Genomic DNA, 14,167 nt, shown 5'->3' with positions numbered 1-14,167 from the left:
CGGCCAAGGCCTCAGTTCATGCGGCCCATCGCAAGCATTGTTGGCGAACCATTTCGTTGAGTGACTTGGCTTCCCCGTGGACGTCGCGCAGCCAAACAGCGTCGTTCTTGCCGGATGCGACAAGCTGACGGACTTCTTCGCAGGCTGCTTCGGCCTCCAGCACCGCCGCGTGCGGCTTGATGATCTCCAGCGTCCGCATGATGTGATGCCCCAATGTGGTGCGCTCGCCGGTCTGAGGATCGACGTAAGCCCCTTCCAGCCCAAAGCGGCAAGCTTCGAAGCGATTGAACGTGTAGACGAGGTAGTCGTCCTCGCTCAGCACGAACGGACGCTCCTCGAGCAGATAACGGGCCAGGGACTGGATGTAACAGGCGATAGCGGCCGCGCGGCCGACCGATAAGGGGGTATCCATGACTCGCACTTCGATCGTCCCAAAACCCGGTTTCGGCCGAATATCCCAGTAGAAGTCCTTCATGCTCTCGACGACGCCGGTTTTCACCATCTTGTCGAAGTACGTCTCGAAGTCTTCCCACTTCAGCACGAATGGCGCGCGGCCCGAGAGTGGGAACGCGAACACCGAGTTCAGACGCGCCGAGTGGAAGCCCGTGTCGACACCTTGCACATAGGGCGATGAGGCCGATAGCGCGATGAAGTGCGGGATATAGCGCGACATGGCGTGCAGCAGGTACAAGGCACTGTCCGGATCCGGGCAGCCGATGTGCACGTGCTGGCCAAAGACCGTGAACTGCTTGGCCAGGTAGCCGTATAACTCGGACAGGAAGTGAAAGCGTGGCGAATCGTAGATCGTACGTTCGCTCCAGCGCTGAAAGGCATGGGTGCCGCCGCCGCACAGGCCGACGTTGAGCTGCTCGCTCGCCGCCACCAGCACGTCTCGAACCCGGCCCAGCTGCGCGACGGCATCGCTATGTCGATGGCAGATGTCCGTCGACAGCTCGATCATGCTTTCCGTCATTTCCGGCTTGATCTCGCCCGGGTGTGTCTCCTTGGCCACGAGCCGCATCAGATCGGCGGCGGCTTTGGTCAGATCGTAATCGTGGCGATTGACGATCTGCATCTCCAGCTCCACACCGAAAGTGCACGGCTTCGAGGGAATGAATGCTTCTAATGACATGGTTTAATCCTTTCGTTCACCGACCAGGGCCAACGCCCAATAAACCACCAGCGGCGCGACCAGTTGCAGTGCTGCGACCGTGCACATCACTACCGCCTTGAGCGTCGGGTCGAACTGCGGGTAAATGTCGTACGTGTCGGCAACGAGTACGAACGCGAGACTGGCCATCGGGCACAACGACAACCCGAGCGCGACGGCCTGCTTGTAACTGATCCCCGCCTGATGGGCGACAGCGACCGTGCCCACCACCTTGGCGATGCCGCGCACCACGATGATGGCTGCCGCGGCCAGACCGCCGATCACAACGTATTCCCACCGGAACGCCAGCGACGTCAGCACGAAGAGCACCACCGCAAGCAACCAGCCGGCCGTGCCGAAGTACGCGGGCCAAAGCTGCGGACGCTCATCCAGATTTCGGAAAATGATCCCGGCAAGCAGCAATGTGAGCGAGTTCGGTAACTTGAGCATATGCACCAGCGCGACCATCAGCATGATCAGGCCGATGAGAATCACGAAAGCATGCTGGTCCTGGCTACCGAACTTGCGAAAGATCAGATTGCACGCCTTGGCCAGTACGAACGCCAGCACGATCGAGCCAATGAGCAGGTACAAAGGATGAAACAGGACGACCCACACGCTCGAGTGATACGCCTGGTGCATCCATCCGTAGACAAGCTTCACCGCGACGACCGCGTACACGCTGTTAAGCGCCGCCAGGGCCAGCAAACGCTCCGTGACCTGCCCCTCGGCACGCAGCTCGTTCTTGAGCTGGATCACCACGGCCGGCGAGGTCGCCATGCTGATGGCGGCGATGAGCACTGCGCTCAGCGGCGCCACCCCGAACACCCACAGCACGGCATAGACCGCCACGAAGGTGAGCAAAGCTTCGAGCGCGCTGGTAACGATGATCCAAGGGTTGGCCCGCATCCATTTCAGGTTGAGGCGGCTGCCCAGTTCGAACAGCAACAAACCCAGCGCCAGATCGATCAGCAGCCGGATGGCCGCGCTCGTCTGCGCGTCCAGCATCGAGGAAAGACCCAGGGTACCGCCGACCAGCCCGACCACGGCGTAACCGGTGATCCGCGGCAGGCGCAGTCTCCGGAAACAGATTTCCCCCGCGAGTCCGGCAAAAACCAATGCCAGCCCAGCGAAGAAAACGGGATCGGGCGTCGGCGGCCAGCCCGGAAAGAGGGACAGTTCCGACGTCATTAATGCTCGCTTTGCGCCGCTTGACGGCGCATCAAGTGGTGGAAAGGAAAGAAAGTCGCGCGCGGGGTTGCAGATTAAGAACAAATGCACGACGAACCCGAAGGGTTGGGCCCATTTTGCCACACTCGGTTTCCGACGCTTCCAAACGGGCGTCTCGATGGCAGGAGGTTTGACCTGGCACAAACCCATTTCATCCCGATGCCGAACGGTGGGGACGGCGCACCTTGGAGGCGGGATATGGCCCTTCAGCCGGGAGTTACGGGGGCAAGCCCCGAAGGGGCGCCGCCCCCGCATGGGGCGGGGTTACCGTCGCTATAGGGTCAGATTCAATTTATTGAATCCCCGTGTATTTTCGGAGAACGACGGCAGGCGGGCGTGGGCCGCGCGTCATGAAGGAACGTGGGAAACGTCGATGGGAGATAGCGAGGTCGCGGGTCGCGGGGGCGGCGAGCGAAGGATCCGGCCAAGCCCGACGGCGCGCGAAGCCGGCGTGCCTGTTGGGGCACGCGCGTTGTCAGCCTTTGCGCAGCCAGTGCATCAGGTATCGCGCCGGGTCGATGGCGTCGGCCAGATCGCTGCCGACCGGCCACGGTTCGCCCTCGATCTGACTGGCGACCAGCTCCGCGCACAACGACGCGAACACCAGGCCCCGAGAGCCGAACGCGAAGCTGGCATACAGGCCGTCAAGGCGCGGCAGATCTCGGAGATGCCCGCCGCCCAGCTGTTGACGTTGCGTGTCGAGAATGGCCATGTCAGGCAGTTGCCCCGCCATCGGCAGGCGGTCGGGCACCATGGAGCGAAACGCCGTGCGCCCGCCCAATTCGGCGGCGGCGTGCTCGCTCGCCAGCCCACCATCGCCGAGCGTGCTCGCATGGGCTGGCAACAGCGCGGCAAGCCGACGCAGATTGGCCTGGTGATCGGTGACGCGTATGGCCTCGGCCGGGTCGTCGAAGCCGTAGGTCGCACCTGTGATGGGCCCAGTGCCCCCCAGCGACGACGGCGTTACGTAACCGTCTCCGCAGACCGGCACGCGCAGGTCGGTCAACATGTCGGGGGGCAGGAACGTCAATTGCCCGCGCACCCGTTTGACGGGCAAAAACTCGGGCGCGAGGTACGGCGCGAGCAGTTTCTGGGAGATGTCTGCGGCCGTCACAACGATGGCGTCGGCCTCGGCCAACACGTGACCCGCTTCGTCGATCGCGGTCCAGCGGCCATTGCAGCGTTCGAGCCGTTCCACGTTCACGCCGTAGCGGGCATCGAGCAACGGCCCGGCAGCAACCAATTCGGCCCGGCAGAGCATCGCCGGCGCCAGCCAGCCGCCTTCCGGAAACCAGACGCCGCCGCGCGCGAGCGTTTCGCCGGCAAGCGCCGATGCTTGCGCCGCATCAACCCACTTCGCGTACGTCTGCGGATACCGGTGCGCCGCTATGAGTTGCTGCAACGCGTGCGCCTGATCGTCGTCCGTGGCAACCTGGAGCAAGCCGTCGGCATGCCCGGGCAGTCCACCCGGCAGCGTTCTCCACTGCGAGAGTGAGTACAGAAAGCCCGCCCGCGTCAAGCGAGACAGCACGTTATCGTCAACCGAGAGTTGCGGATGAAAGACCCCCGCCGGGTTGCCCGACGCCGCCGTGCCAGGCGCTTGTGCCCGTTCGAACAGGCGCACCCGCCAGCCGCGGGCGACAAGACGCCGCACCATCGCCGCCCCCGCCATTCCCGCGCCGACCACAATCGCCTCACGGGCGCGCTGCGGGGGCACGGTGGGCGGATCGTAACGCCGCATGCGATAAGGCGGCGCGTAATCGCCCGCAAGCACGTCCGGCTTGCCGCCGTGTCCGGCACGCGGGGCGACTTGGAAACCCGCGCCGATGAGATCACGTCGTACCGCTTCGACGGCGGTATGCGTCGCCAGCGTGGCCCCGTCACGTGCCAGACGGCCAAGCGTCTTGAAGACGTTAGGCGTCCACAGATCGGCGTTTTTTTCAGGCGTGAAACCGTCGAGATAAAACGCGTCCGCGCCGGCTCGCAGCGACGGCATCAGATCGAAGAAGTCGCCGAAACCGACGCTCAGGACCACGCCGGGCGCCGGCTCCAGCCGGTGCCAGCCTGCCACGGGGCCTGGCCAGACGTCGCACAGCTTCTGTACCAGAGGCGCGAGTTGCGTCATGCCGGGCAGAACGAGCATCGCCTCGAGACAATGCCGTAAATCCTGCACCCGGAACGGAAACTTCTCCACCGACACGAAATGCAGCCGCGCGGGCCGTTGCGGATCGTCCCGCCAGGCGGCCCACGTTGCCAGGAAATTCAGACCCAGGCCGAAGCCGGTCTCGACGATCACGAAAGCCTCGCGACCGCGCCAGCGTTCGGGCAGACGGTTGCCGCCCAGAAAGGTATGTCGCACCTGACCGAGCGCGTCGTCAGTGCGGTGATAGGCCTCGTCGAAGACTGCCGAACAGGGGGTGCCGTCCGCGCCGGTCGCCGGTTCTGCCGGCATGATGGGACTGGCGCCTGCGCGACGCTTCATTCGCCGCCCCGCTCTTCTGTCACGATCTCGATGAGTCCCGGTAGCGACACCACGCCCAACCATTCGCCCGCCTCGTTCGCCACGGGTACCCAGTCGACGTGCAGCTTGCCGACGGCGCGCAGCGCGCCGACCAGCGTCATCTCGCCATCGAGCGCTTTGCACGGCACGATCACCTCCGTCCAGACAGCGGGTTCGCCGGTGGCCTGCCGCCGCCACCAGCGTGCGGCGTCGAGTGTTCCGACAAGACGGCCGTCCTGGTCGCGGACGACGAGGTTGCGATAGCCGGTGGCGATAAAGCGCTCGCCGAGGGCTTCCGAGGTCATGGCGTCGTTGACGACGGCGTCGTTGTCCGTCGCCAGCGACGACAGGCGCATCTCGCTGCCCTCGCCGGTCATCGACAGCCATCGGCCTGCCACCTGATTGCGGCGCAGCGATTTTGCGTAGACGGAATCCGCGCGTAATGTGTGAGCTGTGATGTAGGCCGTCACGCACGCCAACATCAGCGGCAGCACGACCTGATAACTCAGCGTCATCTCGAAGATCATCAGAATCGACATCAGCGGCGCATAGGTCGTTGCCGCAAGGAACGCTCCCATGCCGACCACGGCGTAGCTGCTCGCCACCGAGGCGGCGGCAGGCGCGAGCGCATTCATCGCGATGCCATAGAGGCTGCCGAGCGCGGCACCGACGAAGAGCGTTGGCGTGAACACGCCACCCACGGCGCCGGAGCCCGCCGACGATGCGGTCGCCAGCACCTTGAACACCAGCACCATTGCGAGCGCTTGCCATGCCCAATGCGTGTGCAGGATCGAGTTGACCACGCTGTAGCCGTTACCCCAGACGTGCGGCACCTTCAGCGACAGTATCCCCACGATGAAGCCGCCAAGTGTGAGGCGCAGGAACAGCGGCACGGGTAGCGCGCTGAAACGATGCTTGGCGGTGTCGAGCAGGCGCAGGAACAGCGGCGCGAGTACGCCGGCGAGAATGCCGAGGCCGACGTAGAAAAAGACTTCCCAGCCGGAAACGAAATCGAAGCGCGGCATCCGGTAGACCGCTTCGTAGCCGAGAAACTGACGGATGACGATGTTCGCGATGACTGAGGCGACGACCAGCGGGCCGAGCGTTGCGGTTGAAATCGAGCCGTAGACGATTTCGGAGATGAACAGCGCGCCCGCGATCGGCGCGTTATACGCCGACGTGATACCGGCCGTCGCCCCGCAAGCGACGAGCAGGCGCAAGCGCTCGGGCGGGAAGGCGAGCATGCGGCCGACGAGCGACGCGAACATTGCGGCGAGTTGCACCATCGGCCCTTCCCGGCCGATCGACGCGCCCGAGGCCACCGAGCACAGCGACGACAAGCTTTTGACCAGGGTCTGGCGCAGGCTCAGCACGCCGGTGCCGATGGCAATTGCTTCCATGTAGTCGTCGGAGCCCTTTTTCGGCACCCACAACGTGGCGAACTGCAGGATCAGCCCGGCGATCAGGCCGCCGGTGGTCGGCAGCAGCAGGCGTTGCCACCAGTTCAGGCCTTGCGCCAGCTCGACCATGCCGCTGCGATGGCCGGCGAGGAGAAATTGCAATCCCGAGAGCGCTTCGCGAAACGCCACGGTGGCCAACGCCCCCAGCAGACCGACGATGCCGGCAAGCAGCAACGTGATTTGCAGGGTATTCGGGGCGAACTGACGCCGCACCCATACAACAATGGGCGATTTCGCCCAGGCAGATACTGCTGACACGGATAAAAGACAGTCGAGATCGGAATTGGGTCTCATGGTATCGAGCGACGCTCATTTTTGAAAGCGCGCCGCTGGACGGCGGGTTAACGCAACAAAACTGAGTAATGCTCAGGAAATGGGGTTTTGGGCGTTGATGACGGAGAATTGATCATCCGAATCGAATGTCAGTGTCGCGCGCATCGATTTGCCGATTTCGACTTTTTCAAAGCGATCGCGAGTAGAGGCCGCGACCGACGCGGAGATTATCTGAGCGTTATTCAGATAAAGGTAAATTTCGAGGCTGCAAACGCATTTGAACGGATGCGCGTGACCGTTTCCCGTGACGGTTGCCGCCGACAACGACATCGTCCGAAGGCGGCGCCGCGCGACAAACGGTCGGCGCGGCCGCCCGCCGCTCGATATACCTACCCTGTCGTCGCACCTTCACTCGCAACGGTGGGGCCGGTGCCGTTCCACCGAAACGCCTGGTGCGGCACGTAAGGCGACGTGTCATTGCACCTGGCCACATTCCACGCGGTGAAATAGAATGGCGCGCAATTGAATTGGATTTGAAAAGTCGTCTACGAATGGCAGTGAACAAAAAAGCCGCACAAAAAACACCCGTGCGCCTGGAAGATCAGTTGGGTTTCGCGCTGTACTCGGCATCGCTTGCCATGACGAAAGCCTATAAGCCGGTGCTCGATAGACTGGGCCTAACGTATTCGCAATACCTGGCGATGCTCGTGCTTTGGGAGCAGGACGACATTGCCGTCAATCAGCTTGGTGCGCGCCTCGGACTCGACTCCGGCACGCTGACGCCGCTGCTGAAACGACTCGAATCCATGGGGCTTTTGACGCGTCGACGAGGCGAAGTGGATGAACGTCAGGTGTTCATCGATCTTACGCCACGAGGGGTGAATCTGCGTCGTGACGCGCGTCAGGTGCCCGCGCAAATACAGGCGGCTACGGGCCAGTCCGATGCCGCGCAAAAGACCTTGCGCACGCTGCTTCTTCAGCTCAAAGACACCCTGAACGACGCTTGATCTCAAGCGAAACGCGCGCTTCCCTTTGGGTAAGCGCGCGTCATTCAATTGTGCGCAATGGTTCGCGCGAACGGGGAAAGATCAGTTGGCTGGGACGAGCGATTCAATGCCATCGATCTTGTCGACGGTGTAGCCGGCATTGCGCCAGGCGTCGAGTCCACCCAGCAACGGACGAACTTCCGCGAAGCCCTGTCGACGCAGTTGCTGGGCCAGCCGAGCGGCCGAGACCTCGTTCGGACACGCGCAAAACACCACGATACGGCGATCGCGCGGTACATCTCGCAACTTTTCCTCGATTTCGCTCGGGGCGATGGCCAGCGCTCCGGGGATCGTGAACGGATCGACCGCCCGAAGTGCGGCGGAGCGCACGTCGATCACAACGGGCGTGACGTCGTCTTTCATCCAGCTTTCCAACGTCTGAACGCCAATGCGCGCCATGCGTAGCGAGCGCAGCAGACGGTATCGATTGAGCCAGCGGTTGAGCAGATACAGCGCGAAAACGAGCACGATCAGCCACAGCACGCCGCGGCCGAGCGTGTCGAAGGTGTCGAGCAGGGCGACGATGTGCGAGGCGAAGCCCACGCCGAGCGCCACGGCGACACCCGACCAGACCAAAGCGCCGATTGCGTCGTACATCAAGAACGTGCGCCACGACACCCCCAGCGCACCGGCCATCGGCACCGACAGCGCCGAGAGTCCCGGCACGAAGCGGGCAAACATCAAGACGCGCACGCCGTGGCGGCCCATCGCACCCTCCGTGCGGCTCACACACGTATCGGGCGAGATCGACAGGCGACACATCAGCCGCAAGATATGGTGACCATAGCGGCGTCCGGCGAGAAACCAGAGCGCGTCGCCCAGCAGCGCGGCGCCGATCGCCAGCGCGACGATCAGCGGCGCCGGGAACAGCGATGTCGACGCCGTGACAATGAGTGTGGGATAGGCCGGCAACGGCAGCCCCAATGCCTGTCCGAAGATATTCAGAAAGACCAGCCAGAGCCCGTAGCGGGCGATCAGATCGAACAGCATGCAGGATCCCTGTCGGCAAATAGTCGCAATACCGCATGGTAGCGTCCGGCGGTCACAGCCAGAAGCCGCGAAGCGGAGACGTAGTGTTGCTTTTCTGGAACGATTGCGGTGTCGCGTTGCGACGGGTGGGGTTCGGGGTCGTCACGGGGCGCCCGCGTCAGTGCCCGACCGCCGCCTGGGCCCCGCGCTTCGGTCGAGTCAGCCAGACGAGCACCGCCATGGCGAGAAAGACATATCCCGACAGATGAAAGATGTCGTTCGTCGCCAGCATGAACGATTGACGTGTCACGAGATCGTTGAGCACGCCGAAGTCGGTCCCGTTCCCGAGTCCCAGCCCTTGGCGCAGTTGGTCGAGATAGCTCGTCGTCGCGTTGGAATACGGCGTGAGGTTCTCGGCGAGCCGGGCGTGATGGTAGATCGCCCGGTCCTCCCACAGGGTGGTGCTCACGGCTGTGCCGATAGCGCCCGAGAGCGTGCGGAAGAAGTTCGACAGGCCGGCCGCCGCCGCCAGGCGTTCGTCGGACATGCTCGAGAGCGTGATGGTCGTCATCGGCACGAAGAAGCACGCAATGCCGATGCCCTGGACGAGCCGGGGCTCGATCACCTTCGCGAACGACAGATTCAACGCGAAGTGCGAATTCCAGAACGACACGCCGGCGAACACGACAAACGCGAACGAGGCCACCGCGCGCAGGTTCAGCCGGTTCATGTTCTGGCCGATGATCGGCGAGAGCACCAGCGCCAGCAGGCCCACGGGGGCCGTTGCCAACCCGGCCTTGCCTGCCGTGTAGTCCATCACCGTTTGCAACCACAGCGGGAAGATGACCACCGAGGCGAAGAATGTCATGAAGCCGAACGAGATCACCACGACGCCCAACGCGAAGTTGCGATCCTTGAACAGCGTGAGGTCGACGATGGGCTTGTCGGACGTCAGCTCCCAGATAATCAGGAACGACAGGCAGATGGCCGCGGCGAGCGCGAGCGTGACGATCAAGCCGCTGTTGAACCAGTCGCGGTCCTTGCCGAGGTCGAGCATCATCTGCAACGAACCCACGCCGATAGCAAGCAGCGCGAGACCGATCAGGTCGATGGGCAGCTTCTGGGTCTTCGTCTCATGCCCGCGCAGCAGGACGAAGCAGGACACGGCGGAGAAGATCCCGACCGGCACGTTGATGTAGAAGATCCATGGCCAGGTGTAGTTGTCGGTGATCCATCCGCCCACCACGGGACCGAAGATCGGCGCGACGATCACGGTCATGGCCCACAGGCCGAGTGCAAGACCGCGTTTTTTTTCCGGGAAGCTGCGCAGTAGGATGGTTTGCGAGAGCGGCACCATCGGGCCGGATACGAGCCCCTGCAGCAGCCGGAAGAGGACGAGCGTCTCCATATTGGGCGCCAGACCGCACAACATCGACGCCACGGTGAACGCCGCGACCGACGACACGAACAGCTTCGCCTCCCCAACGCGACGTGCCAGCCACCCGGTGAGAGGCACCGCGATGGCCGCCGCCACCGCGTAAGAGCTGATGACCCATGTGCCCTGGCTGTTCGATACCCCGACGCTGCCTGCAATGGTGGGCACCGCAACGTTCGCGATGGACGTGTCGAGCACCTCCATGAAGGTACCCAGCGCGAGGCCTACCGTGAGAATCGCCAGTCGCGTACCGGTCAACGGCGCGCCCTGCGGCGCTGCGGTGGCGTTTGCGGTGGCTGCGTCGGCCATGTGAAGTGTCTCCGTGGAATGCTGGCCGGGTCGCAGCGACTCGGGCCAATGTGATTCCCGGATGGTGCCGCAGAACGGCGATGGTGTGCGACGAGGGTTTGGAATTCGCGCTCTAAATCGTCAGGATGTGCGCCGATTGGCCGATCAACCGGAGGGCGTTTGCGCGGATCACGCGCCCGGTAAGGGTTTGGGACGAGACTGTTTCGTTGGGTGTAATCGACGTGCGGCAAATGATCTTCGTTTGGCGAACGCAAGACGTTTTTGCCCCTTGACGTCGCCGGGCCGTCGAGATTGAATCGCCGCTGACGTCCGACGTGTGCGAAGCCACGTCGCGGCCCCCTGGGCGTCGTCGTGCAGGCTCAACTACCGTTCGCTCGTCCGCGCTTTTGGCACCCCGGCGACTGCGAAATCACAGGATCAGCCCATGCAGCCAGGTAGCGTCGTTCCGCTTCAGTACAGTGAATTCCTCGTTCTGCTCTCCTTCGTGATCTCGGCGCTGGGGGCCTATGTGGCGTTGGTGGCCGCGTCCCGTATTCGCGACGACGACGGCCGCATCAGTGTCGGCTATCTCGTGGTATCGGCCCTGGCCTTGGGGGGCATTGGCATCTGGGGCATGCATTTCATCGGTATGGCCGCGCAGCGCATGCCATTTCCCGTGTCGTATTCGCTATGGCCGACGCTCGGCAGTCTGCTGTTGGCGGTGGTGGTCTCGGGGGCGGCGCTCTGGTACGTTGCGCGCGCGCCCTATCGCAATGCCGTGCGCTGCGTGATCGGTGGCGTGGCGGGCGGCTTGGGCGTCGCGGGCATGCACTACCTGGGGATGAACGCCGTGCGCACGCAGGCGTATTTCGAATGGAATACGGCCATCGTCGCCCTGTCGGTGGTCATTGCGATCGTGGCGGCGAGCGTGGCGCTCTGGCTGGCGTTCCATCTCGAGACGAGTCTGCAACGAGCGCTGGCGTCGCTGGTGATGGCGGTGGCCGTTTGCGGGATGCACTACACGGGCATGCGCGCCGGCACGATCATCTGCACGTCGTCCACGCCTGCGCAGATCAGCATGCGGCTGCATGGCGACATGCTGCCGTATGGCGTGTTCCTGATCGCCTGCGTGGTCCTGCTCGCGATGGCGGTGCTGCTGTATCGTACGTCGCGTCGTCGGCGCGAGCGCATGGCGGCGCGCCTCGACGCCCTCATGCGTCAGCACGCGGGACCTGTCTGACCTCGCAGTGGCATGCGTCTGAAATGCGAAACGCCGGCCCGTCGAAAAGACGGGCCGGCGTATTGATGGGCGAGCGCCCTTCGGCGCCGCGCACGGTTCAGTGCAGGATGGGGCTGCCTCCGACAGGCATGACATCGCCTGTTTCGATCAGGTCGGCGATGAAGAACGGTTCGGTGTTGAGTTGTTTCGATGCACCGGGCTGGCCGGAATACCAGCACACCATTGCCATGTCGCCCAGCACGCGGGTGACGATGCCCATGGCACCCTGCGGCACTGCGATGTGATTGGATTTGACGATCGATCCGACTTGCACTTGAGCCTCCTGCGAATGACGAAAAACCGATGCACCAACCGGTCGGCCAATGCATCGTCATCCGACTATACCGTATTGCGTTATTGGCATCGCCGATTTCTCGGGAGCGGTCGTGGTAAAGCCGTCGGACGCTCCGCCGTGGTGTTGCGCGAGCACGCGGTAGTGCGGGCCACGTGGCGTGCGCACCGAGTGGACGAGCGCATATCCCTCGCAATGCCACACGATCGGACGGGGATTCAGATCGGACGGCGCGCGCCGCGCATGGCGCAGCAGCGTCACATGCGGGCGAAACGATTGCGTGACGACGGGCGCGCCGGTTGCGCGCCATTGCGAGAGGAGTGCATCGCGTGTGGCGGTGAGGCTCTCGGGCACACCGGTCGCGCCAGCCCAGACAACCTTGCGATCGGCCCAATAGCCCAGATGGTCGAAGGTGAGCGTGAACGGCGTGAGCGGCGTGCGTTGCATGAGCGCGAGCAGTACCGGCAGACGGGTGGGATCGACTTCGTCGAGAAAGGCCAGCGTCAGGTGCAGCGTTTGGGCACGCAGTACACGTCCGCCGCATTCCGCGTGAGCTGAAGCGGCCCACTCGTGAAGCTGCGCACGTACACCTGACCCAGGCCACAGGGCAAGGAAGAGTCGCATGAGAACACCACAGGTTGGATCCTGCTGATGATTCTCATAGTAGACGGGCTACCGGTCGAACGCCAGTTGGGCCGGGGGCGGGCGAGCGGCACCCGACGCTTTGACGACGAGCGCTCGTTGGCAGCAAAAGCGTGAGGCTGGCGCGGTGCTCGTTCCGTCAATTGGTCGAGATGGTGGGGGTGATGCCGCGACGGCCGCGGCGGGGCGACTCCGCCGGTTTCTCTTGGGGTTTGGCCTGCACGGGCGGATGCATGATGCTGTTCCAGTTGTTCTGGATGGCGGTATCGGCGGTGTCGTGGGAGATGGCGCGCGAGATGTCGGCGCTCGGATTGAAGACGCCCGATCCCGTGGCACCGCTGGCGCCGGCCGACGTCGTTGCATTGCCTGGGTTGGCTGCTGAGGGGGTGTTCTGTGCGTGAGCGTGCGTCGTCAGCATGAACGTGGCGCAGACGGAGACGATGATGGCGGGCAGAATCACCCGGCGGGAGGTTTGCAGCACGGGCGTGTTGAGCGTACGTTGGCCGGTGGAATCGTGGGTCATCAAGTGTCTCGGGCAGAGCGATGCAACGTCGCCGACAGCACATGCCGGGGCGACGTCGGGATCACGTCATTTTTATGGAATCAGTAGCTGCCGGGCGGGGGCTTCCAGCCCGGGGGCGGTGGCGGCGGTGGCGCATAGCGCTGCACCGGTTGGGGCGGCATCATCATGTCGCCGCGAACCGGGACACGATTGCCGGCCGCATACATGCACTGAACGTAGGCCTGATCATAGCGGCTTTGGGTGACGTATGCAGACGATTGCGCGTTGCCCATGCCGACGGCACTCCCGGTGAGCAGGCCCGCCCCGGCACCGATGGCGGCGCCAGAGCTGCCGCCGAAGGCTGCGCCGGCGGCCGCGCCGATGGCCGTGCCGAGGACGGCGCTGCCGATGGCGCTGTTGTTGGCGGCGGTGGCGGTATCGAGTCCGCCGTTCTGGCCGGAGGCGTATTGACGGCAGTTGAAATCGTCGCGACGGAACTGGTCGAACGATTTACCGGTGCCGGGTAACGCCATGAGACTTGGGCCGGTGGGCACCACGGCGCATCCTGCGAGCGTCGCGGCGGAGATGACGATGGCCAGCGGCGCGGTGAGACGTTGCGCGCGCCGCTTGCGTCCGGTGGCGGGCGTTGCTTGGGGCGATTGAGGCGAGGCAACCGACCGATGACGCGCTCGGGAGACTGACGATTCGAATGACATGGTGCGTCTCCCGATCAGTTCGACGCCGGTTGCGCGGGCACTTCGCGCCATCCGGCCGGACACGTTTTCACGTAGGGGTAGTAGGCGCCGGCCTTGTCGCAGTAGTACCAGGTGTCGCTGTTCGCGCCGGACGGGTCGCCTTGGGCGCCGGGTTGCGGTTGTTCGATGTACTGCTGCGGCTGGCTGGGAACGACGACAACGGGGGGGGCGTAATACGGCGCAGGTGGATAGTAGGGATAGCCGTACGGGTAGTAGCCGGGGCCGACCCAGACACGCACACCACCGCCATGCCAGGCGAGCGCGCTGCTGCTGGCCATGGCAGCGGCCACGGCGACGACGCCAAAGCCGAGGACAACAGGAAGACGTTTCACGACACTGACCTCGA

The 14,167-nt window shown here is 64.0% G+C and carries 13 protein-coding genes; 2 read left to right on the top strand and 11 right to left on the bottom strand.

The window, feature by feature from the left end; all coding sequences use genetic code 11:
• Window positions 1–16 precede the first annotated feature (16 nt).
• The 4 genes from PanNE5_RS07220 to PanNE5_RS07205 form a co-directional block, all read right to left on the bottom strand.
• A complete protein-coding gene (locus PanNE5_RS07220) occupies window positions 17–1,132 on the bottom strand; it encodes a YbdK family carboxylate-amine ligase (protein ID WP_261939538.1) in 1,116 nt (371 codons plus the stop codon).
• 3 nt (window positions 1,133–1,135) lie between these two features.
• Entirely contained in the window at window positions 1,136–2,341 is a 1,206-nt protein-coding gene (locus tag PanNE5_RS07215) for a cation:proton antiporter (protein ID WP_017233869.1), read from the bottom strand.
• Window positions 2,342–2,855: 514 nt separating this feature from the next.
• Window positions 2,856–4,832, bottom strand: a complete 1,977-nt coding sequence (gene mnmC, locus PanNE5_RS07210) for a bifunctional tRNA (5-methylaminomethyl-2-thiouridine)(34)-methyltransferase MnmD/FAD-dependent 5-carboxymethylaminomethyl-2-thiouridine(34) oxidoreductase MnmC (RefSeq protein WP_261939537.1) — start codon at window positions 4,830–4,832, stop codon at window positions 2,856–2,858.
• A gap of 26 nt (window positions 4,833–4,858) precedes the next feature.
• Window positions 4,859–6,634: a ClcB-like voltage-gated chloride channel protein gene (locus tag PanNE5_RS07205; RefSeq protein ID WP_410007564.1), complete on the bottom strand. Its 1,776-nt coding sequence runs from the start codon at window positions 6,632–6,634 to the stop codon at window positions 4,859–4,861.
• Between the two features lie 530 nt (window positions 6,635–7,164).
• Between PanNE5_RS07205 and PanNE5_RS07200 the strand changes: the two genes are divergently transcribed.
• Window positions 7,165–7,620: a MarR family winged helix-turn-helix transcriptional regulator gene (locus PanNE5_RS07200; RefSeq protein WP_261939822.1), complete on the top strand. Its 456-nt coding sequence runs from the start codon at window positions 7,165–7,167 to the stop codon at window positions 7,618–7,620.
• An 81-nt stretch (window positions 7,621–7,701) separates the two neighbouring features.
• On the opposite strand, the gene PanNE5_RS07195 is transcribed toward PanNE5_RS07200, so the two are convergent.
• Both PanNE5_RS07195 and PanNE5_RS07190 read right to left on the bottom strand, forming a co-directional pair.
• Window positions 7,702–8,649, bottom strand: coding sequence for a DedA family protein/thiosulfate sulfurtransferase GlpE (locus PanNE5_RS07195; protein WP_261939536.1), 948 nt, complete (start codon window positions 8,647–8,649; stop codon window positions 7,702–7,704).
• 157 nt (window positions 8,650–8,806) lie between these two features.
• A complete protein-coding gene (locus tag PanNE5_RS07190) occupies window positions 8,807–10,372 on the bottom strand; it encodes a DHA2 family efflux MFS transporter permease subunit (RefSeq protein ID WP_261939535.1) in 1,566 nt (521 codons plus the stop codon).
• Window positions 10,373–10,796: 424 nt separating this feature from the next.
• On the opposite strand from PanNE5_RS07190, the gene PanNE5_RS07185 reads away from it, so the two are divergent.
• On the top strand, window positions 10,797–11,591 hold the full coding sequence (locus tag PanNE5_RS07185; protein WP_017233877.1) for an MHYT domain-containing protein: 795 nt from the start codon (window positions 10,797–10,799) through the stop codon (window positions 11,589–11,591).
• Between the two features lie 97 nt (window positions 11,592–11,688).
• Here PanNE5_RS07185 and PanNE5_RS07180 read toward each other — a convergent pair whose 3' ends face one another.
• The 5 genes from PanNE5_RS07180 to PanNE5_RS07160 form a co-directional block, all read right to left on the bottom strand.
• A complete protein-coding gene (locus tag PanNE5_RS07180; protein ID WP_017233878.1) occupies window positions 11,689–11,904 on the bottom strand; it encodes a hypothetical protein in 216 nt (71 codons plus the stop codon).
• 57 nt (window positions 11,905–11,961) lie between these two features.
• Entirely contained in the window at window positions 11,962–12,546 is a 585-nt protein-coding gene (thpR, locus tag PanNE5_RS07175; RefSeq protein ID WP_261939534.1) for an RNA 2',3'-cyclic phosphodiesterase, read from the bottom strand.
• Between the two features lie 157 nt (window positions 12,547–12,703).
• Window positions 12,704–13,087 (bottom strand): hypothetical protein, encoded by a 384-nt coding sequence (locus tag PanNE5_RS07170; protein WP_261939533.1) that lies wholly within the window; start codon window positions 13,085–13,087, stop codon window positions 12,704–12,706.
• 80 nt (window positions 13,088–13,167) lie between these two features.
• Entirely contained in the window at window positions 13,168–13,782 is a 615-nt protein-coding gene (locus tag PanNE5_RS07165; protein ID WP_261939532.1) for a YMGG-like glycine zipper-containing protein, read from the bottom strand.
• A 14-nt stretch (window positions 13,783–13,796) separates the two neighbouring features.
• Window positions 13,797–14,153: a hypothetical protein gene (locus tag PanNE5_RS07160; RefSeq protein ID WP_017233882.1), complete on the bottom strand. Its 357-nt coding sequence runs from the start codon at window positions 14,151–14,153 to the stop codon at window positions 13,797–13,799.
• Between the last annotated feature and the right edge of the window lie 14 nt (window positions 14,154–14,167).

It is taken from the genome of Pandoraea sp. NE5 (assembly GCF_024363545.1).
GTDB classification, from domain to species: Bacteria; Pseudomonadota; Gammaproteobacteria; order Burkholderiales; family Burkholderiaceae; genus Pandoraea; species Pandoraea cepalis.
This window is presented reverse-complemented; position numbering and strand designations above follow the sequence as displayed.